Raw genomic sequence first — 21,800 nt, forward strand, 5'->3', positions numbered from 1 at the left:
ATTATCATGCGCAGTACATTCAAGCTCTTATTCTACATCAACCGTAACAAGGTGAAATCGGACGGCACGACCGCCGTCCTCTGCCGGATCAGCATCGACGGAAAGAAATCGGCAGTCACGACAGGCGTCTATTGCAAACCCGGGGACTGGGACAGCAAGAAGTGTGAAATCAAAACAGCCAGGGAGAACAACCGCCTTGCCGCCTTCCGCAGCCGGTTGGAAGAGGCGTACGGGAACCTGCTGAGGAACCAGGGAGTGGTCACGGTCGAACTGCTCAAGACCACCGTGTCAGGCGCCAATTCCGTACCGGAATACCTCCTGCAGGCCGGAGAGGTGGAACGCGAACGGCTCAGGGTCCGCTCCAAGGAGATCAACTCCACTTCCACCTACCGCCAGTCGAAGACCACCCAGCTCAACCTCAGGCAGTTCATCGAATCCCGCGGGATGAAGGACATCGCCTTTTCGGACATCACCGAGGAGTTCGCCGAATCGTTCAAGGTCTTTCTCAAGAAGGAGCTGGGACACAGGAACGGACACGTGAACCACTGCCTGTGCTGGCTCAACCGGCTCATCTACATCGCCGTGGACCGGGAAATACTAAGAGCCAATCCGATAGAGGACGTGGCATACGAGAGGAAAGAAACACCTAAACTAAGGCATATCAGCCGCAGTGAACTGAAGCGGATGATGGAAACCCCGCTGCCCGACCCGATGATGGAGCTGGCACGCAGGACGTTCATCTTCTCCTCGCTGACCGGTCTGGCCTACGCGGATACGAGGGCTCTCCATCCCCGTCACATCGGAACGACTTCGGAAGGAAGAAGGTATATCCGCATCCGCCGCGCCAAAACGGACGTGGAGGCGTTCATCCCGCTGCATCCCATAGCCGGACAGATACTGGAGCTTTACAACACCACGGATGACGACAGGCCGGTATTCCCGCTGCCGGTCCGCGATGTCCTCTGGTACGAGGTACATGGAATGGGTGTGGCATTAGGCATGAAAGAGAACCTGTCCTACCACATGGCCCGGCATTCGTTCGGGACCCTGACACTGACCGCGGGCATTCCGATAGAGAGCATCGCCAGGATGATGGGCCATACGAATATCGACAGCACGCAGGTCTACGCCCAGGTCACCGACCGGAAGATATCCTCGGACATGGACCGGCTGATGGAAAGAAGAAAGCCTGCGGCCGGCAAGGAAGCCGCAGGCTAAATAAAAATTGCCGTCGGAATCGTAAATGCAATTCCGGCGGCAATCCTTAAACTTGAATACGATATTATACCAATGCAGCGTGATAGTTCTCCTCCAGCAGCTTCTCGATGTCCGATTGCCTGTACAGGATCTTCCCGCCAAGCTGGATATAGGGAATCCGTCCTTGGTCCCTGTAATCCTGCAGGCACCTGCGGCTGATCTTCAACGTCCCGGAAAGCTCCCTGTCGGTCAGGAACCGTTCCCCGTTGAAGGGAGGACGGTTGTCACGGGCAAGACGTTCCACTTTTTTCTCCATGTTGTCCAGCAGGGCAAAGAACCTGCGGGCACGTTCGTTCTCCTTGTCGATAATGCCTTCCATCTCTTCCGCTCTTTAAAGGTTTCCGTTCTTTCTTCCCTCTCTCACAGCCTTCTCCTTGCGTCTGATGCCGACGTAGGTCATCAGCCTCTCCACGTCTTCGGGCTTGTAATAGAACTTGCGCTGGAGGCGGGTGAACGCCAGCCGTCCGGTATCGCGGAGGGTCTGCAGGGTACGCGGCGAGATGTCAAGGCGCAGGCAGACATCCTGGCCGTCCAGTCACTCTCCGGGTTCCTTACGGCGGTTTCTCTCATACAATCTGTCCACATGTGCGGACAGGTTCTCGGCGCGTGCCAGCATCCTCTCAAGGACACCGGCCTCGATGTAGCATATTTCCATAATTTCAACTTGTTTAAATGTCAGTGCGAATATAAGGGAAGAAACCATGAGAGGCAAGCGCGACCGGTACACTGGCAGGAATAGTCATGGATAGTCGGTTTTTGTCATATGGCGCGGGAAAAATACTCCGTAGCCGGTCGGTTTTCACGACCCCCTTTGGAAAACCTGAAGGACGGGTGCGTCACGGCGATGAAAAAAGAAAAATCCCCACCGGAAGTGAAGCGACCCCAAACCGGCAGGGAGTGTAATAATAAAGGAACGGACTGTTCAGCCCTTGATGTAACCGTACTTTTTCAGGTCGTCCATGAAATGCTCCGGCGTGTCGGTCCTCACCGTCACCCCGTGCAGTTCCCTGTACCGCCCGGAGAAATTCACCATGTACTCCCCGTCGGTGCACCCGCTGTCAAACCAGCTGCCCTCACGCAGGACGCGTACAAACTCGGAAGGGCCGGAGGCGGCAATCCTGCCGCCATCCGCCAAAATACCTGATCTCGTTTTTTTTATTATCGGTATTTCAAATGTCTCAAAAGCCTCTTTGACAGGTTACCATCCGGGATGATCGCCTGAATTCGCATGTACCGGATTTTCTATTTACCAGATTCCATAATGGTTCCTGCCATCCGTTTTTTCTCTGCGGCTGTCGCTTTTTTCCTCGTGGCATCATGGTCTGTTACCGGATGGGAAAAGCCATCTCCATCACAACCATGAATTATAGTGTAGCCATATTTGTATATAGCCGTATGATACGCTATCCGGATAATGCTATCACAGAATTGCGATATAGCCGGATATCAAAATAGGGATAGCCGGGAGCGAAGGGAGCACGCATCCTTCCGGATATAGATATCTCAAAATCTCCATTTGCAGAAGTGTATAAATATCAATCCATTAATGGAGATTATAAAGAAAAAACATAAGTCACACACGACTACCTGTCATTCTCCATTTGCGGATGTGTAGAAGTAGCAATCCATTAATGGAGACGATGAAGAAAAACAATAAGGCGTATACGGCTACCTGTTATTCTCCATTTACAGATGTGTAGAAGTATCAATCCATTAATGGAGACGATGAAAAAACAATAAGGCGTATACGGTTACCTGTTATTCTCCATTTGCAGAAGTGTAGAAGTAGCAATCCGTTAATGGAGACGATGAAGAAAAACAATAAGGCGTATACGGCTACCTGTTATTCTCCATTTGCAGAAGTGTAGAAGTAGCAATCCGTTAATGGAGACGATGAAAAAACAATAAGGCGTATACGGCTACATGTCATTCTCCATTTGCAGAAGTGTAGAAGTAGCAATCCGTTAATGGAGACAATGAAGAAAAAACATAAGTCGTACACGGCTACATGCCCATTCTCCATTTGCAGAAGTGTAGAAGTAGCAATCCATTAATGGACAATAGGGCATGTAAAGGGCAGATTTTCCGTATATTCGCCTCCTTATCCCCGAATTATGGGCGTAAGTCACATGGTCATGGAGATATATCTATCCTTTAATGGGGAGAGCAGCCGGCAAATGCCTGATGGAAATGACCCGAAAATCACAGGAGAATAACCGTACAATAGGCTGATACACAATTCCTATTGGAGAATGTTGTCCCCATTAGGGGACAGCAAGTTGTGTTTTCGTTTAACGAAAACAGGACGGTTTAACGGAGAATACACCGATAAACCGTTACTTATTTCAAGCTCCAGCGTCGCTTTTTACATATCTAACTATAATTCATTTGAAATCACAAAACAGATTGAACCGAATGTGGTTAGTTTGTCTGTTTATTTCATGTCCGAATCATTAGTATGCTATGTTGCAAAGTTCGTATTCATTATGAAAAAATCCGCTTACGAGAACAAGATATTCAGGTAATTTGCCATCCTTTCCCCAAAGAAGTTCGATGTTAAAAAGTTCAGAAAGCGTTTTGGCTATGTCAAATCCGAAGGCTTCGAGTGACGGACGCACTTTTTCCGGGTGTCGGCATGGTGTGCCGCAGTTACGCGTACACTCGTTATCTGAGCAGTGAAGACATTTACCTATATAGGCAAATGAACGCCCTCCATATTTCCGTTCCATATCCAATAATTCGCTCTCGATTCGTATCCGTTCCGGTAAAATGAGTTTTTGTGTATATTCAATCGGAATATCTTTGTCTTCAGGGATTATCTTCGTTGCCATAAGATGTGCATACTTGTATTGTCGGAGAAACGATTCCGTATCAAAATCAAATGGAGGACACCCCCAACTTTTACCGTAATTGGTACATTGTTTGCAAAGTTCAAGAAAATGTGGTTCGTCACGGAATTCGGCGATATATCCTTCAACAGTGATGTCTGAAGTAAAATTTTCTACAGTGTATATACTCATTGTTTCAAAATCATTGTACCGCATAAGGAGTCGAAACGGATGTTTTCATTTTGGAAAAGTCTGTCAATGTATCCGCTTTTCTGCATTTCAGACGCGGTCAAGCAACTTAAATTCGGGGTATCTAACAATGCTATCGAATCGCACATGGACAACGCGATGTCAAGTTCATGTGTCGAGAACATGATACATTTTTTCTCGTCGTGGACAAGCCTACGAAGCAACGCCACAAGTTCGTAGCGATTAGGCATGTCAAGAAAGGAAGTCGGTTCATCAAGGAGAATGATAGGAGTATCCTGTGCCAATGCACGAGCAATCATCACACGCTGGCATTCGCCATCCGACATTTTATCCATCGTGCGGTTTGCATAAGCCTCCATTCCCACCGAAATGAGCGATTGCATGACTATCTCCTTATCTGTTTCTTGCATCCTACCTATCCAGTTGGTATAAGGAGCACGGCCTATGGCTACGACATCCTTGCACCGCAGGTTGGCGATGCGCGTGCGCTCGGTCGTGACGACAGCCAGCGTTTTTGCCATATCTTCGGTTTTCATGCAGGCGATGTCGTGCCCGTCGAGAATGATTTTTCCGGAATAACACCGGTTCAGACCGGCTATGGCGCGGAGCAACGTCGATTTTCCTGTCCCGTTTCTTCCGATAAGGGCTGTCAGTTGACCTTTTTTTATCGTGGCATTTACCTCGTGGAGCAACGAGTTTTCTTTGTAACCTATGGAAAAATGCTGTAATTCTATCATGCGGTGATGGATTTGTTGCGTAAAACCACCCATACGACGATTGGGATTCCCAATAGAGCTGTAATGGCGTTGATCGGCAAGGTGAATATTTTAGAAATGATGTCGCAAAGAAGCAATATCGATGCTCCCGAAAGAATTGTTCCGGGCAGAAGGACATGATGATCGCTATTTTGGAAAAGCATTCTTGTGACATGAGGCATAGCGAGACCTATGAAACCTATCGGACCGCAAAAAGCGGTTATCGTTCCGGCGAGCAGCGTTGTCGAGAGAAACAACAGGCTGCGTGAACGCCGAATATTCAGTCCCATTGTTACGGCATATTCCTCTCCGAACAGCAGGAGGTTAAGCGGTTTGATGGTCAGTACCGCCAACAGCAGTCCGGCAAACACCGATGGAACAAGAATCAGAAGTTGTCCGGAGGTGACGTCACCCAAAGCCCCCATCGTCCAAATGACAAAGGCTTTCAGCGATTCCTCTTTGCTGAGGTACTGCAATATCTGCACGACAGCACCTACGCCCGATGAGAACATCATGCCCAGAATCAGGATTACCATGATGTCTTTTATTCGCTGTCCGACGGCAGTTATCACGAGCAACACGACAGCCGCACCCACCCACGCTGCTCCGGCAATGCCTATTGATGAACCGATCCCGGCAAGTACCACAAGTGCCACACCGAGACTTGCACCGGAACTGATGCCAAGGACATAGGGACCGGCAAGAGGATTACGGAAGAGGGTCTGCATCTGAAGACCGCTGACCGATAAGGCAGCCCCGGCCAACAGTGCCACTATAGCTTTTATGAGGCGTATGTTGAGTACGATTTTTTCCGTGGCACGGGAACAATTTCCCCCGGTCAGTGCTGCCCATACATCGCGGATCGGAATGTTGACAGCTCCCACGGCCAAGTCCAGTAAAAAAAGACCGACCGTGAGCGTAATCAATATGGAGAATAATATAGTCGAACGGGAACGTATCTATTTCAGTTGCTTGTAATACACACACTCTTCCTGCACCAGTTCAGGATGGAATATCTTCACGAGGTCGCGGAGCACGATGTCAGGATTCACGACGGCAGACTCGTAATAGTCGTTACCCCCGGCTGTGTTGGTACGGGCGTTGTTGTTATACACCTCTCCATTTTTGAAACATCGGGTATCGGTGAATTTCGGACATGATGCCTTCAAGTCGTCAAGGGAGTTCGCCATTCCCACGTTCAGCCACATGTCCGCATCCGACGCGAGCAGATATGCTTCTTCTAAGTCAATGGGGATAGAAGCGTTTCCCGTGTTCTTCTGGTAGATATAGCGGCCTCCCGCATCAGTAATCAAGCGGGCTACATAACTTTGGGTTGAAGGCATGAACCACGAGTCGCCATAGGGAACATTAAGCATAACCGAAGGAGTGCCGAGGGTACTGTCGGCCACTTTCTTTTTCAAGGCGTTGTATCTGACCGGGATTGCGGCAAAGGCTTTTTCACCCTTCTCACGTTTTCCTGTGACTTCTGAAAGCACTACCATCCATTCGGCCTTGCCGAGAGGCGACTCTTCAAGATAATCGCCGACATACATGAACGGTATGTCGAGTTCTTCGAGTTTGCTTTCCATTGCGCTTGCGCCGTTCACCCCATAGAGCAGAACGAGGTCGGGATCGAGCGAGAGCAGCAACTCGTAGTTGATGTTCCCTTCATAGCCGACATCGCCAATACTGTCGCGGCGGGCTTGGATGTCTGGGTTGGAAATGTAGTCGATTCCCGAAACGCCGGTTATACACCGGACTTCACCGATTGCGTCAAGCATGGCGATATGAGTGGAAGACATCGCCACGATGCGTTTGGCGTCTCCTTTGAGTACCTGTCCTGCAAACCCTTCGGGAACCTCTTCACCGTTGCGGACGATAAACAGCCATGTGGTTACACTGTCCGCTCCCTGCCAGGGATTCCTGACGGTTATCAGTACGCTTTCCTTCCCGCCCGCCCCTTTGATGTCGAAGCCGGAGGCATATTCGGGAGCATAAAGCAGCAGGTTGAAATCATTGATTTTTGAGCTTTTGTTGTGGCAGCCTGTAAATGCCAGAGAAAGCAACAAAATCAGGCTTAAATTCTTTAATGCGTTCATATTGATGCAGATTATCGTTTACTATTTTTGTTTTTTCCGAACTTGGGTGTTATGCCGATGAATATCTCGAAATTGATGCCCGGCATGGGACGGGACAATACGGAAAGGTATTCTTCATCGAACAGGTTGTTGATGCTGCCCTTTAGCGACAGATCGGCCCATCGGAAAGAGAGCTGTTTTTCCAGTGTCACGTTATTCATGAAGTAAGGGGGCAGATAGCCCGTCAGAGTATAGTCATTACTCGACATGGTATAACGCTGGCTGTAATAACACCATTTGTAAAGCAGGCTCCATGTCCGCCATGACAGACGTCCGGTCACCGTTGCGGAAAACTCCGGCACGTATGGCAACTGTTTGCCGACGGATTGGTCTGCCGGACTCATCGGTTCGCTCTCGTTGATCGAGGAAGTCCACGAGAAAGTTCCGTTCATATCCAGTTTCCAGTCCTTTCCGAGCATTATATCAAGGTGGGCGTTGGTCTCTGCCCCGTAAGCATGTACCTTTTTGAGGTTTCTGGGGGAGAAGAATCCCTTGGTTGTGGGTAGCCAGATGATCCAGTCGTCGATGTGCGAATCGAACCAGTTGATACCACCGCTCAAAGCATATACATTTTCTTTCCCCACCGAGAACGACAACCCCACGTCGTATGTGAAGCCGTGCTCGCTTTTCAGGTCGGGATTACCGCCCGGCAGAAAATAGAGGTCGTTCAGCGTGGGAAAACGGTAGTTCCGGGAGATGGATGCTTTCGCCACGATATTGCCTTTTTTCGACAGTACCCCGTCGATGAAGAAAGCCGGGATAACCGGGGCCCATTCCGTACCGAACATATCCTCGCGAAGGACAAGCGAGGCGGCAAAACGATCGACAGGCCGCCATTTCGCAGAAACGGAACCGGAAAACTCGACACGTCCCTTGTCATACCCGACAACAGCCTTGTTACCTTCCTGCGAGATGATATTTTTGTCCGCGCTTTCCACCAAATGCTGGTGTACGGAAACACCGGCCGTGAACAGCCATTTCTCTGAAGGAGCATAATCCCCGTCCGCACTTCCGTAGAACGTGTTAATCTTACTGCGTGAGCGGGTCATCGAAGCCATTTCGCCGTTTCCCTTGTCCCGCTTGTAATCATAGGCCATCCATGTGTGTATATAGCCGCCTTTTACACCGACCTTCCATTTCTCCCGCACGCGATCCCACGAGAGGACGCCGCGAAACGTCTGCTCCCTTTGGCGGTTCTCGAAGTCCATGTCGTTCCCGTAATCCGTGCTGAGCATCGCCAGTTCCCGGTTAGAATTGATATACCAGGCGTTTAGCCCGAACTTGTCGCCTTCGCCCGTGTTATAATAAATTTCCTGCAAGACGTGCAGATCCTTATAAGCCCCGCTGCGGTTGCGTTCCGTCGGGTAATAGGAACCGATGATGTTCTTGTCCTCGTCATAGATGTTTTCCTTCTTGTCCCGGTTTCGGTATTTGTAGTCGTTGGGGGAAGAGGAATACACCACACGGGTGGAGGACTGCCAGTGTTTGTCACCGTAGGTCAGGCGGAGAAACTCGTCGAACGTGCTGAACGACCCCACTCCCTGCACGTACTGCAACCCGAACCCTTCATGGTTGGCCGGAGAAGTGGAGAGCCTGACCAGACCACCCAAGCCGCCGCCCGTTTCGTTTACCGATGACGTTCCGTGCAGCAGCGAGGCATCATCGATAAAGTAAGAAGGGATGGTGGAAAAATCCGTCATGCCCAGCATCGGGTTGTTAATGCGCATACCATTCCACGTCACTTGGGTATGCGAGGGAGAGGTACCCCGGAAAGCCACGGTGGATAACGTGGCGCGTCCGTAGTTCTTGACAAAAACGGATGAGTTGAATGTCAGCACATCGGCCATAGACAAGGCGATGTTCTCTTTCATGGCGATGGAATCGAAACGGGTTCGTTGCACGCCTATATCCTTCATAGGTCGTTTGCCCACCACCGTAACCTCCGGAATACGTAGTACCCTTTTGGTAATGCTGACGGAATTTTTCTGCTGGGCGGCAAGCAGAAAGGGCAGGCTTACCCCCACGAACAATAGAATAAGATGTCTTTTCATTTTTGTCCTCCTTCCTCGTTATTTCCAGCAGAAAGCTCCCGGAATGATTCCCACGTAAAATTCATCGATCAGCTTGCCTTGCGGCGAATAGCGATACACGATACCTTGTTGCTGGTAATCAATAGCGTCGGCCACATATACCTCCCCGTTGTTGGGATTGACCGTAAGGCCGTAGTATTTGGTGTCCCGAAACTCCAGAAAAGGCCGGACGGGAACACGGTCGGCTTCCACCGGCATTCGCCAAATATCGTTGTTGATCCAGTAAAGTGTATCCCGTGTACCGTTGAGCTGGACTTCCGAAGGCCAGTCGCCCAGCTTAAACTTGAACTGTTTCTCTACGGTGAAAGTCTCGGCGTCTATACGATAGAGAGACGGTGCCTCGTAACCGTATGGGCTGCCCTCGTAACCGCCATCCGTGATGGTCCACATCTTGTTGTATTTGTCCATGACCAGCGAAGTAGGTTGTATGCCGATGGTCAGTTCGTCCACGACCTTGTCCGTCTCCGTGTCGATTTTCAGGATGCGGTTCTGGTACGACCAGCAGTTCACATAGACGTACTTGCCGTATTGTACCATTTGTTCGGTGGAACCCGATTCCATGTCCATGTCTGGACATTCGATATAGCCGGTAATCTCGTATGTCTTGGGGTTGATGATGAAGATACGGTAGTCCCATATCTGCGTCACATAGGCTTTCTCATCCGACAGAAAATGGATATACCGGGGTGAGGTGAAACCTGTGATACGGCCCACTTCCTTGAAAGTATTGATGTCGATGGCGAAAATCACATGCGAGTTGTTCACCACGATCCAGCCTATACCGTCCCGGATAACCATAGACTGGGCCACATCGCCCAACTTGAACCCGTTGGCACGGTAAAACACTTCATTCTCCACTTCGCACGTGGCGGGATCGTAGTAGGAAAGCGTGGCATTGCTGTACTGGAAATTCCCCTCGTTGGTAATGAAAAGACCAGAGGCCGATACAGAGAAATCTTCCATCTCTCCGTAATCCCATTTCATGCAACTGCCGAAAACTGGCAGGCAGAAAAGAAAAAGGCAAATCCGTTGTATTGTTCTGCTCATTGTCATTCGGATAAAAAAGAGTACCCGAATCATTACGGGTACTCTGGTTAAGGTATAAGGTTTAATCCTGCTGCGTATATTGTTTGTCCTTCATATTTTGGAAGGTTGGGTTATACCCACATTTCGTCACGCTCCAACTTTCCCCCGTAATCATTCCGTTTTCTATAAACTTGCCGAAGAAAGTGTAGTCGGTAAATTTCGTCAAACCGTCAAAAACAACCCCATGCAAGGTCTCCAACTTCTCCATGAAAAGTGTTTCCTGAGAAAGAGAAGTCGCACTTTTTATCTGTAGCGTACCATCTATAGTCTGTAATTTATCACAAGTAATGCCTGTTGCTTTATTAACGAACAACCCTTCACCTCCTACGTGAAGCAATTCCGGAATATCCAGCGATTTACTTTGTAAAGATATTGCTAACGAACCCTCTCCCTCTTTATAATATACAGGAGAAGCTGAACAACAAACTTTGGATAGTAAGGGCAAGTTACAACTGGTAAAATTTCCAGATAAATAGAACTGTCCTCCCACTTCTTTCAAGACTGGCATTGTGATTGAAGCAAACATGGGTATTTGGATATATCCATATCCATCTATGATTTCCAAGTCGGGAAATTTGGCATTGCTTCGCATTTGGCCTGTCACATTTAGATTTCCATATACATGTTGAATTGTCGATATGGTATAATCGATATTGTTGGTGGTTGGCTTACAAGTGAAGTCTTTGATATTCTTGAACGTGATTTCAGGGAACTTATTATTCGTGAGACTGGTGATGACAAAATTTACATTTGACAAATCTTCGGCTGTTTCAATTTTGGAGAGCTGCACCTTGTTTATAATTTCAATCTGGGGCGCTGTTTCTCCGAAGGTTTCAAATCGGGCGTTCGGCAACAGCAGTGTTCCGCTCACATCTTCAAGATAATCCAGCGTGATGCTTCCAAGTGTGGTGATCTTGCTCCAGTCGGGAAGTTGTTTGAGTGCCGTGAAATTCTTTATCTTTATCTGTCCCTTTATCGTTGTCAGTTTGTCCATTCCACCGAAAGCCTGAAGCACGTCATTTCGTTGGGGAACAAAACTACCGGTAGGAGGAGCTTCCATATTGGCTTCCATAATAATACTTCCGTTTACTGTTTCGATTTCCGGAAGGTTGATGGTTTCCAACATCACGGGGACGGTATGGAAATCAAGGCCACCGGTCTCTTTCAGCTTAAGGAAGCTCATGGAAGTCAGCTTGGCAAGATTGTTTACGGACAAGACCCCTCCGACACTTGTCAGTTCCGGTATTTCCAAAGACGCAATCGAACCGGCTGCTGTGTTCTCTTCATTGAGTCCTTGAAGATTCAGATCCTGACCTACAGTAGTCAGAACCGGAAACTCAAAACTCTGTAACGACGACGCATTGAACATCACGCTTCCTTCAATAGTTGCCAGTTTCTCGAATAGGACATACGTCACTTGGTCGTTATATACCGATATGTCTCCGGAGAGCGTTTCCAATGCTTTCATGGAAATCATGTGAAGTTCCGTAGCTTTCGAGGCGACATCGGTCGAACCTACCTGTAAACCTCCGGCAGAAACGATATTATCCAACCCTGTCAAGTCTGCACCGTTGTAACTGTTACGAATGACAATGTTGCCAGTAACCTCTTTCAAAGATGCCAATGCAGATATGTCAGTGATTTTTTCTGCCTCTTCCGCATCAGAGCCGATAATCAGGTTCCCTTTGACAACGGTTGTTTTGGTTGCGGCAAAAGAAGCTACCTCCTCGGTGGTCTTCAACTCCACATCTCCGTCAGATTCTATCTCGCTTTTCACGACCTTATAGGTATATTCGCGGGCATCTCCGTTATAGGATGTCACCCGGAAGGTTCGTTCGTTATCCCAGTCCGTTACCGTTTCAGGATCAGGTATGATTGTTGCAGAAGTTGTGTACTTGAATTCCACTTCGGCGTTGTTCAGCGATACCGTATAGGGAACGGTTATTGTTACTGTATTGTCCGTAATGTCGGCCGTGTACGATTTCCCGTCCACGGTCATCACGACCGATGTGATGAAATTTTCATCTGCATCTTCAGGTATAATTTCATCGTTTTTGTCACACGCTCCCAAAAAGAACAAGGATAGGAGCATGGGAAGAAAATAAATTTTCATACTTGTAATTTTTATTATTTGGTTAGATCCTCAAAAGAAAATACCTCCGTAGAAACTTCGCCCAGCCAGCCGCTTTTGGCCAGAACACCGCATTGTATTTTGATAAAGTCAATATATTGCAGATTGGCTTCCGTTCCATCGGCATGGATGGCATTGGAAATTTTGAAACCGTTCCTTTGTCCGCTTCCATCCACCGTACTGCCGCCTTCTATCTGGTCGTTTCCGAAATTATCCACGTACCCCCAGTCATAACTCTGATTATCCCAATAACCGGTTTGAGAATCTTGGGTGTTGCGGGCGGCCAGACAAGTGCCTGTCAGGGTATAACTGTTTTCCGAAATCCAAGCCGGATAATAATAGTCTTGTGTATGATAAGCGGACAGATAGTCTACCCAGCCGTTTCTACCGTCGGAACTGATCCATTGGACATCCATTTTTTTGCCTTCCGGACGGTAATAGGTCACTTCAAAATTCTGTATTGTTTCTTCCTTGCCTGCTTCAGATCCTTTCAGTTCGTACCACTCGTCATCCGGCAATCCGTTTCCGTTTATATCTTGCATGACCCATACGATACCCGGTTCGGAACTGCCGTCAAAGGCGTTCCCCTGAACACAGAAATCATATTGGTTACCCGAATTGGGAATACTGTGGTCGAAGCCGACGATGATATAACCCCCGAAAGAACCTAAAGAGACGTGCAGTTTGTCTTTCAAACGCTGTGTTGCCCATGCGACAGCCGCTTCAGGGGATGTTTCGTTGCCGGTCATACCGCCTATCGTGCTCGTCTCGTTGATAAATTGGCCGGGAGCTGGGGTATATTCATAGACTTTATTCCAGAGCTTGGAACTTCCCGAAGCCCGGAAGCCGTCTTGTTCCTTTTTGTCCACACAAACGACTTTTACGGTGGCAGTGACAGCCGTTTTCCCTTTGTCGATATTCCTGCTTATTTTTTCCGTCGGTGTGTCTTCCGACACAGTACAGGAGACGGTGTATTCTCCGGGTGCGGACGGCGTGAACTTGAACATGCGTTCCACTTCTCCTTCCATGACCTGACCGTCCACACTCCACTCAAAACGGGGATTGTCGAAATACTCCAACAACGGACGCAGGAAAACAGGACGGTCGGCAAAAGTGTACCTGTCCGTGGATGTTTGCAGGTAAGACGGGGTCGGGAATTTGACAACGTAGGGCATCGTTTCCACGACCTCTACGCTTACGTCTTTCGTTGTTGTCCCATCTATATTGGAAGCGTTGATTGTCACCGTATAAACACCGAGTTCTTTTTCATTGAAAGTATAAGTATTCTCGGTGGAAACGATTTTTCCTTCCCGTACCCATTCGATTTTGAACCCTTCGACATCCGAATGCTGAATATCGGGAGTAAATGTGTAATCGGTATTCCGGACGACTTTTAGCCCCTGCGAAGGTAGTGCCAGTGAGATGACCGGAGGGGTGAGTTCTTTCACTTCTACTTTCAGTTCCTCTTCGGCATAGCCTTCCGCATTGTCTACTCTTAGTTTGACATAAAAATCCCCGCATTCATTCCATGTACGTTGAAGAGACGGACCCGAAGAAACCAGCGTACCGTCTATCGTCCAAGCAAAAAGAGCATCTTCAACATTCTGGTATGTCGGGGCGATAGTCAATTCGTGATCGACCTTGACCGTGTAAATACCGGTCTCGCTGTCAAGTTCTATTATAGGTTGTCCTCCTACTTCTTCGGTAATGACTTCATCCTTGTTGCAGGAGGTGAACAGCATACAGGCAGAAATAATAAAATAGTGAAAACGATGCATGATGTGTGGATTTTAGAAAAATAACAGGGATACCCCCGACAGAAGGGATATCCTTGTATTCTTTTTATTGTATGGTGATATCATCAATACAGATATAAGCCGGAGTATTCAAACCGTATGCTCCCGAATCCGAACCCTCGAAGTTGAATTTCACACTTTGCACCCCTTCGGCATTGATTTCCCAATAATCCCATGTCGTGATAGGATCAACCTGTTGTTGGCCGTTACGATAATCGGCTAAAAGACGTTTGTAAGTGCGGATCAGACCGCCATTCGCATCATAACATTCCAGATTCACTTGGAAATACCCTTTCATCTCTTTCAGAGGAGTCGCTACCCCCGTAGAACCGAACTGATTACCATAAGTAATGACACCATAAGTGTATGAGGTGTTGCAGATCCACAGGCCGACCAATTTCCGGGGAACATTGAAATAAAATTCTGGTTTAGCCATCCATGCCTGATTGTAAGCATCCACATATCCGTAAACGACACCGAAATTGGAACCGCTGTGCCCGGCTTCCTTATTCTGTCCTTCCGCTTCCACCGCAGTGTTATAGACAGAACATTGGTTTAGATAAGAATACCACCAGTCTCCGGTATTTCCCGACTGATTGGAGCGGATGTTCCAGTTGGAAAGTGCGATGCCGCCGCTGGAATACTCTGTGCTTCCACCTACAGTATTAAACATTGAAAGGAAGAGATATTCTTCCGGAGTATTGTCGTAAATGGTGGTTACTTGAGGATACCCTTGGTACGAATAAAGATTTTCTCCGGCCGAGGTAGGTCCTGCTAACATGCCGGGATCGAAATCATCGAAAGTGATAGTTAAAGTACCGTCCGGATTTGTCACAGCACGGGTTTGCGAAGTTCCGGAATCAACCGGGTCCATCAAAAAGTCATCGTCCGAACTACAGCCAGAGAACAAGGCGGTTGCGGTAAATAGACAGGCACCTGCCAGAAAGCGTAATTTTCTTTTCATAGGTCACTCATTTTAATGTAAAACATATTATTAACAAACACAAAAAATTCCCGTTCGTGCGGACTTACACGAACGGGAATATGTCTGTCTTCAAATATTGAATGGCCGATGAGCTATTCCTTATTTGATTACGACCCGTATATCCCGCAGGTGTAAATCTCATTCCGGTCATGGCAGGTCTTCTGACTCGTCCCGGTCATCGTGCCTTCCCGGTATTACACCAGTGGCAAAAGTTCGATGTCCGTTTTTGTGGACTCACAGCAGCGGGTACTGTCCCGGATTTTCACCGGGTTCCCTTTTCATTCGGAAGGCGTAAACCTCCCGAAACCATTTCCCGACTGCAAAATTATCTATATTACATATCAATTCCAAATAATTCATAATATTTATAATAAAACACACAAAGCATGACAACCGTACTGTTTTAATTAGAGCATTCAAGTTTACGACAAACGAAGACGGTAATTATCATACACAATATCCATAAACCAACAAAACAGCTTGCCATTTTCCATAACAATGCGTTCTGGAATAGATAACTGTTAGCTGCAATTATGCAAGCAAAAAAAGCAGACAGAATAATGACTATTAATATCATGCACCAGAAATTAATCCTATAAATTTATGGAAAACAAGTAAGGGAATGGAAGTTCCGTTGCCGCATGGATGCAGGTGAAGGACCTTCTCTTTTAACGTTGGATACGCCAATGCACGCCAACGGAAGACTCTGATATTATCTGTTTGGAAAGGATATAGGATGTGCGTTACTTTGTCGCATATTCAGAATCTTAAAAAGAATTTTAGTATGGAACTGACAATTATTGAAACAAGCGCGTATTAGGAGTTGAGAAAGCTGGTCAGCACGCTGGTCGTACAGATGGGCGACTTCCAGAAAAAGATTGCCCCGCCTGCGCCGGACAAGTGAATGGATGCGCAGGACGTATGTGATGGACTTATGCCCAAACACTTTCTGAAGAGTTTCCAGCAGCATCCCCTTGAGTATGGCCAGAACGGCAAATGCGTGGCGTCCGATGTGCGGGGTGACCTCGCCCCGGAGTTGCATTTCCTGCCTATGATTCCAAGACTGAGCCGCATGGCATTGTATTCACCTACCGGAAAGACACATTCGGGGAGTCTTTCTTTTCATCCGTACCCCTATATTTTTCAATCAGTTCGATAGCAATGGGCAATAATTTTACGACATACGCCACTCCCGTTTTTATACGGTTGCCCATCAGCCATGTACCGCCGTCGGAGTCGGTATGGATATTATCGTATGTTATGGCTTTCAAGTCCACATAGGAAAGACCGGTGAAGCACATGAACAGGAACATGTCGCGCATGGCACGCTGGCGTTTGTATCTCGGTTCTATATGGATTATCCTTTGCAGTTCCTCTTCGGAAAGGAAAGAACGCCTCTTGTATTCGGGCATACACTCGAATGATGCGAACGGATGAACCCGTATCCAGCCTTTTTCCTGCGCGATATACATCAGCCACTTCAAGGTATTGACACGCCCGAAGACAGTGGAGTTTGCCAAAGCGCATGTACCGAGCATCCAGTTGTAGTAATCCTCGATGAATGATTTCTCAAGTTCTTCGATGACAATATCCTCTGCATTCTTCTTGCTTTTCATGAAAAGCAGGAGACTCTTGTAATCGGCAACCAGACCGCAGTAGGTGCTTTCGGCTTTCTCTATGCCGATTTTCTTTTTATACGGTTCCAGCTGTTCCCTGAAAAGGTTCATAAGGGTGTGGCATTCCTCTGAGAAGCCGACATAGCGGTTATAGACTTTCTTGGCTGTAACAAAACTGTCGTGGTCGCAGATGTACTGGTAGTGCCTGGTGATTTGCGCCTTGATATTGTCAAGCTCCTGATTGAGTGTACGGGCCTCCTCGGACTTGCCTTTGGCCCGGTTGGTTTTGACGTCCCACAAAGCGAGGGACACTTCTTTCTTACAACTGAAACCGGCTTGGGTTCCATTGATGGTGATACGGCCCATAATCGGTGTCTTTCCGTTTTTTACAGACTGTTTATTCTCAAAACACTTAGCTATACATGGTCTGCGATAAGCTAAGAGAGATTCCCCTTACACAAAAGCATGGCATCTCCTTGTCGTATCTCGCCTTTATACTTTTATGTATAGTAGTCTACCGGATCGAATGAACAAGACCTATCCCATACATAAACCAATTTAGACTGCTATGTTATTTTTGAGGAAGAAGATGGAATGAGACCAGATACCCTCTTTAAGGCTGACTGTAAGTCGATTAAATGTAGAAAAAGATTGCTTTTGTCACAAGTAAAGTGTATATTTGCATTGAAAGAATCGTTCTTTGACAGAGGCAAAAGAAAACAGAATATTGTAATTCGCTCGTTTCTAAATCGTTACCTGATATTAATTAAACAGAAATAACTGTTTAATTTTCAATTAGATAGAGATTGTATGATGTTTCGCCACGTGCATTGTCGGATTGAATGACAATCCAGCATGTCTGGCAACATGCCGCAAGGACATGTTCATCGTCTTATAGTAGCGTTTGATCGGAAAGACCTTATTACCTTCCAGATGCAGATTTTTATAACGGTCGTAGATCATTTCAGCAACGGGAAGGAGTTTGACACGGAATTGTGTACCTGTCTTTTGCCGCTTGTCGATGATCCAATAATCCCCATTGTCGTCTGTATGAATATCGGCATGGGTCAGCTTTGCTACGTCCGAATGGCTCAGGCCCGTAAAAGCGCAGAAGACGAAGGCATCCCGGTTAATGCCCGTTCGGTAGTTAGGAAGTTCGACGTCCATCACGGCCTGCAATTCCGAAGCGGATAAATAGCGCCGTTCGGCGTATTTAGGCCTGACATGGAACCCTGCAAAAGGATCGACGAGAATCCAGCCGTTCTTATAGGCCGTATAGGTCATCAGACGCAGTTTCTTGACTCCGGCACAGATCGTCCCGGAAGCAAGACCCTTTACCGTGGAGAGGTAGACGACGAACTTTTCGATAAACTCCCGCTTCAGCTCTTTGAACGGAATGTCCTTTACATGGTATTCGTATTCGAGGAAAGCGGCAAGACGCCTGCGACGCAGACAGTAATCCTCATAGGTGGAATAAGCGCGGTCTTTGCCCACACGCTTGCGGAACTCCGCAAGATATTCGTCGAAGGTCTGTAACAGCAGGCGGCAATCATCGCCCATACCGAGGAAGGCGTTGCGGACCTTTTCGGCCGTTATGTATGAATCCCGGTCGCAGAGACGCTGATACTGTTTGCCGATATTGGTCTTGATATTCTCCAATTTCTCGTTGATGCGCTGCGATTCGAGACTTTTGCCGGAAGCTTTGTTGGCTTTGGCATCCCAGAGGGAGGAACGGACGGTGAGTTTGCAGCTGAATTGCGACATCGTGCCGTTGATGGTGATACGGCCCATGACGGGAACCTGACCCGATTTTTCGGACTGCCTTTTCACATAGAAAAGGACTTTGAAAGTGCTGCGTTGCATGATAACTTGAACTTTGAGGATGGGTTAAACGTTAAGTCAAGTTATTTGTTATGCGGAAATTCAATGCAACGAACTGAAAACGACTGTCTTAAATGCAAATAAAAGCATTTCGGGCAGGTAACGGATAAGTAACACAACTCACCGTTAAACCTGCCCGATTTTGCTTTTCTATTGCTCGGAGCACATGCAGAAGAGAGAATTAAATAACTGTAAACAAAATATTTACTCTTTTCTGCACTTTCTCTTACCTACAAAACTCCGGCTTGTAAGGCCGGGGATTTTTTGTGCAGTTCCCGGTGGGTCGGATCGGTCCGTCGGGTATTGTTTGCGACGAATTTGGGGATTGAATTTCTGTTTGTCAGATGCAAACTATATTTTTTAGTTTAAAAACTATGTAAAATAGTTGGATGTGAATTTTTTTTAGTTACCTTTGCTGGCGGACACCGGGATATACTCGTTTGCCCGGTTTTAAAAACAACCGACGCTATGGAAAAACTGACACGCAGGGAAGAGGAACTGATGCGCTGTTTCTGGGAACACGGCCCGCTGTTCGTGCGGGAACTGGTCGCGCTGGCCGCCGAGCCTAAACCCCATTTCAATACGCTCTCGACGATGGTCCGCGCTCTCGAAGCCAAGGGCTATGTCGCTCACAAGACCTTCGGAAGCACCTATCAGTATTATCCGGTGGTGACCGAAGAGGAGTTTTCTCGCCGCACGCTTGGCGGTGTCATCAGCAAGTATTTCGAGAATTCCTATCTTGGGGCGGTTTCCGCGCTGGTCGAGGAGGAGAAGATTTCGGTCGAGGACCTTCGAGAGCTGATCGACCGCATCGAAAATCAAAACCGCCGGTAGCCATGTACGCCCTGATGATCTACAGCCTGAAGGTCGGCGCCTGTCTGGCGGTGTTTTACCTCTTTTTCAAACTGCTGCTGAGCCGCGAGACCTTCCACCGCCTGAACCGTATCGTGGTGCTGGCGGCTATGGTGCTGTCGTTTATACTGCCGTTCTGCGTCATTACGATCTACCGTGAACTGCCTGCCGCACCGGAGATGCCAGCTGCGGAGCAGCTCTTCGAGGCGCCTGCCGAACCGCAGCCCGAACCGTTTCCGTGGGATAAGGCCGCGGCCCTTGTTTTTCTGACCGGAGCGGGGGCGACGCTGCTCTGGACGTTCGGATCGGTTTTCGGCGTGATCCGCATGATCCGCCGGGGACGTCGTGAACGTCTGGCCGACGGAACGGTGCTGGTGCGTATCGGCCGCTCGGTGACGCCTTTCAGCTGGTATCGTTATATCGTATTGTCAGAGAAGGATTTGTCCGAAAACGGCGACGCGATCGTCCTGCACGAAAAGGCTCATCTGCGTTTGCGCCATTCGGTCGATCTGCTGCTCACCGATCTCGCGGGCTGCCTCCAGTGGTTCAATCCCGCGATGTGGCTGCTTCGCCGCGAACTGCGGGCCATTCACGAATACGAAGCCGACGAGGCTGTCCTCGACAGCGGCGTCGATGCGAAACATTATCAACTATTATTAATAAGGAAAGCTGCCGGCGGGAGGTGGTACTCAGTCGCCAACAGCTTTAATCACAGTAAACTTAAAAACCGTATTACCATGATGTTACGTAAAAGATCGTCGCGGTGGGCCGTAGCCAGAGTGCTTTTCGTGCTGCCGCTTGCGGGACTCGCCCTCGGAGCCTTCGCCCGCACCGCCTATGTTTTTCCTGATGACAAAGGTAAAAAAGAAAATGTTACGATTCTCATTCGGAACGCAAAAATCGACCCTTCGGACGGAAAATCCGGCAATCCGCTGATTCTGGTGGACGGCCGCGAAGTGAAATCGATCGATTCGCTTCCCGCCGACCGGATCGCTTCGGTCTCGGTGCTCAAGGATTCCGTGTCGAAAGTTTCGTACGGCGAAAAGGGCCGGGACGGCGTGATTATCGTCACGACGAAGGAGGACGGTGCCGACTCGCAGATGCAGACGTTCACGTACGGCGGCAACAGCAGTTCGACTGCCGTCGTGGTGCGCGGCGTCGGGACGGAGGCTGATTCCCTTGCGGGGAGAGTGCGTACGATGACCTACAGGATCGACGGCAGGCGCGACTCGCTCGGCGGAGACATGGTCTGGAAAATAAACGGGCGGGACGTCGATGCCGGCGACTTGGAAGAGTTGTCCGGAAACGTCCGGTCGATCCGCATTACCAAGGACGCCGCCGTGCAGGGGGAAGACTCCGCTGCTGCGGAGGGGATGATTCGCATTATGACCGGACAGACGATGCAGGCTGCGGACGCCGGCCTGAAAGCCGCCGAAGCGGGGATGCAGGCCGCCCGTGCCGGGCTGGATGCGGCACGGCGGTATATGTCGGCCGAGGAGTGGAAGCAGGCGCAGAAACAGCTCGAAGCGGCGCAGAAGCAGCTGGACGAAGCCCGCGCGCAGGCAAAGTCGGAAATCTCCTTCTCCGAGGCGATCGCAGTCGATATGCAGGACTCCTCCGCCGATACTGCTGACGGCGGGGCGGTCGTCGCGGGTGCGGCGTCGGAAACGCCGTCTTATTGGCGCGTTACGACCGGCGAAGGCACGACGCGCGTGGATCATTCGAAAACGGAGTCGGGCAAAACGGTCTTTACGGGCCGCGTCACGCTGCACAATCCTTCGGAGATACCGGATAACTACGTGATTTTCATTAACGGCGAGCAAGCGTCCAAAGCGGACGTGCTTCGGCTTGCACCCCAGAAAATCAAGCGTATGGAGGTGTTGCGGGGCAAGGAGGCCGCCAAGGAATACGGTGCCGGCAGCGAGGGCGTAATCAAGATTACGACGCGCAGATAGTCGCAGGTAACCGCAGACAGCCGGAGGGGGACGGATTGCCGGGTTGAGACGATAAAATCCGTTGCCGTCCGGTTGTATACGACGAAAACCAACCGCCATAAGCATAAAAAGTTCGCGCCCGGAACGGTTTTGCCGTTCCGGGTTTTTTCGGCGTGCGGGCAATGCAGGCCCGAAACTTGCGGAAATCGCCCGTGACAGGTTGTCCTTGCCTGCGTAAATT

General features: G+C 48.8%; 18 protein-coding genes and 1 riboswitch. Of the genes, 3 read left to right on the forward strand and 15 right to left on the reverse strand.

From position 1 onward, the window contains the following. Positions 1 to 6 precede the first annotated feature (6 nt). On the forward strand, positions 7 to 1,218 hold the full coding sequence (locus tag ALFI_RS11870; protein ID WP_014775994.1) for a site-specific integrase: 1,212 nt from the start codon (positions 7 to 9) through the stop codon (positions 1,216 to 1,218). A gap of 64 nt (positions 1,219 to 1,282) precedes the next feature. On the opposite strand, the gene ALFI_RS16645 is transcribed toward ALFI_RS11870, so the two are convergent. From ALFI_RS16645 to ALFI_RS11940, 15 genes are all read right to left on the reverse strand, one after another. Then, positions 1,283 to 1,576: a helix-turn-helix domain-containing protein gene (locus ALFI_RS16645; protein WP_005859453.1), complete on the reverse strand. Its 294-nt coding sequence runs from the start codon at positions 1,574 to 1,576 to the stop codon at positions 1,283 to 1,285. A 12-nt stretch (positions 1,577 to 1,588) separates the two neighbouring features. Beyond that, the gene (locus tag ALFI_RS16650) at positions 1,589 to 1,792 is read right to left on the reverse strand and encodes a helix-turn-helix domain-containing protein (RefSeq protein ID WP_009016895.1); all 204 of its coding nucleotides are present in this window, start codon (positions 1,790 to 1,792) and stop codon (positions 1,589 to 1,591) included. A gap of 387 nt (positions 1,793 to 2,179) precedes the next feature. Continuing rightward, positions 2,180 to 2,392, reverse strand: a complete 213-nt coding sequence (locus ALFI_RS17160) for a hypothetical protein (RefSeq protein ID WP_005825814.1) — start codon at positions 2,390 to 2,392, stop codon at positions 2,180 to 2,182. Between the two features lie 1,318 nt (positions 2,393 to 3,710). Continuing rightward, positions 3,711 to 4,277 (reverse strand): DUF2284 domain-containing protein, encoded by a 567-nt coding sequence (locus tag ALFI_RS11885; protein ID WP_004289236.1) that lies wholly within the window; start codon positions 4,275 to 4,277, stop codon positions 3,711 to 3,713. Then, positions 4,274 to 5,032, reverse strand: a complete 759-nt coding sequence (locus tag ALFI_RS11890; protein WP_004289235.1) for an ABC transporter ATP-binding protein — start codon at positions 5,030 to 5,032, stop codon at positions 4,274 to 4,276. The genes ALFI_RS11885 and ALFI_RS11890 overlap by 4 nt, the downstream gene beginning before the upstream one ends. Next, entirely contained in the window at positions 5,029 to 6,009 is a 981-nt protein-coding gene (locus ALFI_RS11895) for a FecCD family ABC transporter permease (RefSeq protein ID WP_004311292.1), read from the reverse strand. Before ALFI_RS11895 ends, ALFI_RS11890 begins: the two co-directional genes overlap by 4 nt. Continuing rightward, positions 6,010 to 7,149 carry an ABC transporter substrate-binding protein gene (locus ALFI_RS11900; RefSeq protein WP_004289233.1) on the reverse strand — a complete coding sequence of 380 codons (1,140 nt, stop codon included), beginning with the start codon at positions 7,147 to 7,149 and terminating at the stop codon, positions 6,010 to 6,012. Between the two features lie 11 nt (positions 7,150 to 7,160). Continuing rightward, a complete protein-coding gene (locus ALFI_RS11905) occupies positions 7,161 to 9,239 on the reverse strand; it encodes a TonB-dependent receptor plug domain-containing protein (protein ID WP_007567603.1) in 2,079 nt (692 codons plus the stop codon). A gap of 18 nt (positions 9,240 to 9,257) precedes the next feature. Then, positions 9,258 to 10,358: a YncE family protein gene (locus tag ALFI_RS11910; RefSeq protein WP_004293828.1), complete on the reverse strand. Its 1,101-nt coding sequence runs from the start codon at positions 10,356 to 10,358 to the stop codon at positions 9,258 to 9,260. 28 nt (positions 10,359 to 10,386) lie between these two features. Continuing rightward, positions 10,387 to 12,477: a receptor L domain-containing protein gene (locus ALFI_RS11915; protein ID WP_014775997.1), complete on the reverse strand. Its 2,091-nt coding sequence runs from the start codon at positions 12,475 to 12,477 to the stop codon at positions 10,387 to 10,389. Between the two features lie 14 nt (positions 12,478 to 12,491). Next, complete coding sequence (locus ALFI_RS11920; RefSeq protein WP_004293827.1) at positions 12,492 to 14,273, reverse strand: PKD-like domain-containing protein; 1,782 nt, start codon at positions 14,271 to 14,273, stop codon at positions 12,492 to 12,494. 64 nt (positions 14,274 to 14,337) lie between these two features. After that, positions 14,338 to 15,255 (reverse strand): DUF4465 domain-containing protein, encoded by a 918-nt coding sequence (locus tag ALFI_RS11925; protein ID WP_007567599.1) that lies wholly within the window; start codon positions 15,253 to 15,255, stop codon positions 14,338 to 14,340. 155 nt (positions 15,256 to 15,410) lie between these two features. After that, a riboswitch (cobalamin riboswitch) is annotated at positions 15,411 to 15,602 on the reverse strand. 386 nt (positions 15,603 to 15,988) lie between these two features. Further along, positions 15,989 to 16,318: a site-specific integrase gene (locus ALFI_RS17710; protein WP_004289226.1), complete on the reverse strand. Its 330-nt coding sequence runs from the start codon at positions 16,316 to 16,318 to the stop codon at positions 15,989 to 15,991. A gap of 46 nt (positions 16,319 to 16,364) precedes the next feature. Further along, positions 16,365 to 17,258 carry a phage integrase SAM-like domain-containing protein gene (locus tag ALFI_RS11935; RefSeq protein ID WP_004289225.1) on the reverse strand — a complete coding sequence of 298 codons (894 nt, stop codon included), beginning with the start codon at positions 17,256 to 17,258 and terminating at the stop codon, positions 16,365 to 16,367. Between the two features lie 429 nt (positions 17,259 to 17,687). Beyond that, positions 17,688 to 18,755 carry a site-specific integrase gene (locus ALFI_RS11940; protein WP_014775999.1) on the reverse strand — a complete coding sequence of 356 codons (1,068 nt, stop codon included), beginning with the start codon at positions 18,753 to 18,755 and terminating at the stop codon, positions 17,688 to 17,690. Positions 18,756 to 19,241: 486 nt separating this feature from the next. Here ALFI_RS11940 and ALFI_RS11945 point away from each other — a divergent pair, with 486 nt between their 5' ends. Together ALFI_RS11945 and ALFI_RS11950 are read left to right on the forward strand one after the other, a co-directional pair. Next, on the forward strand, positions 19,242 to 19,607 hold the full coding sequence (locus ALFI_RS11945) for a BlaI/MecI/CopY family transcriptional regulator (RefSeq protein ID WP_014776000.1): 366 nt from the start codon (positions 19,242 to 19,244) through the stop codon (positions 19,605 to 19,607). A gap of 2 nt (positions 19,608 to 19,609) precedes the next feature. After that, a complete protein-coding gene (locus tag ALFI_RS11950; RefSeq protein ID WP_014776001.1) occupies positions 19,610 to 21,580 on the forward strand; it encodes a M56 family metallopeptidase in 1,971 nt (656 codons plus the stop codon). Positions 21,581 to 21,800: the final 220 nt, after the last annotated feature.

The sequence above is a fragment of the Alistipes finegoldii DSM 17242 genome, from assembly GCF_000265365.1.
GTDB classification, from domain to species: Bacteria; Bacteroidota; Bacteroidia; order Bacteroidales; family Rikenellaceae; genus Alistipes; species Alistipes finegoldii.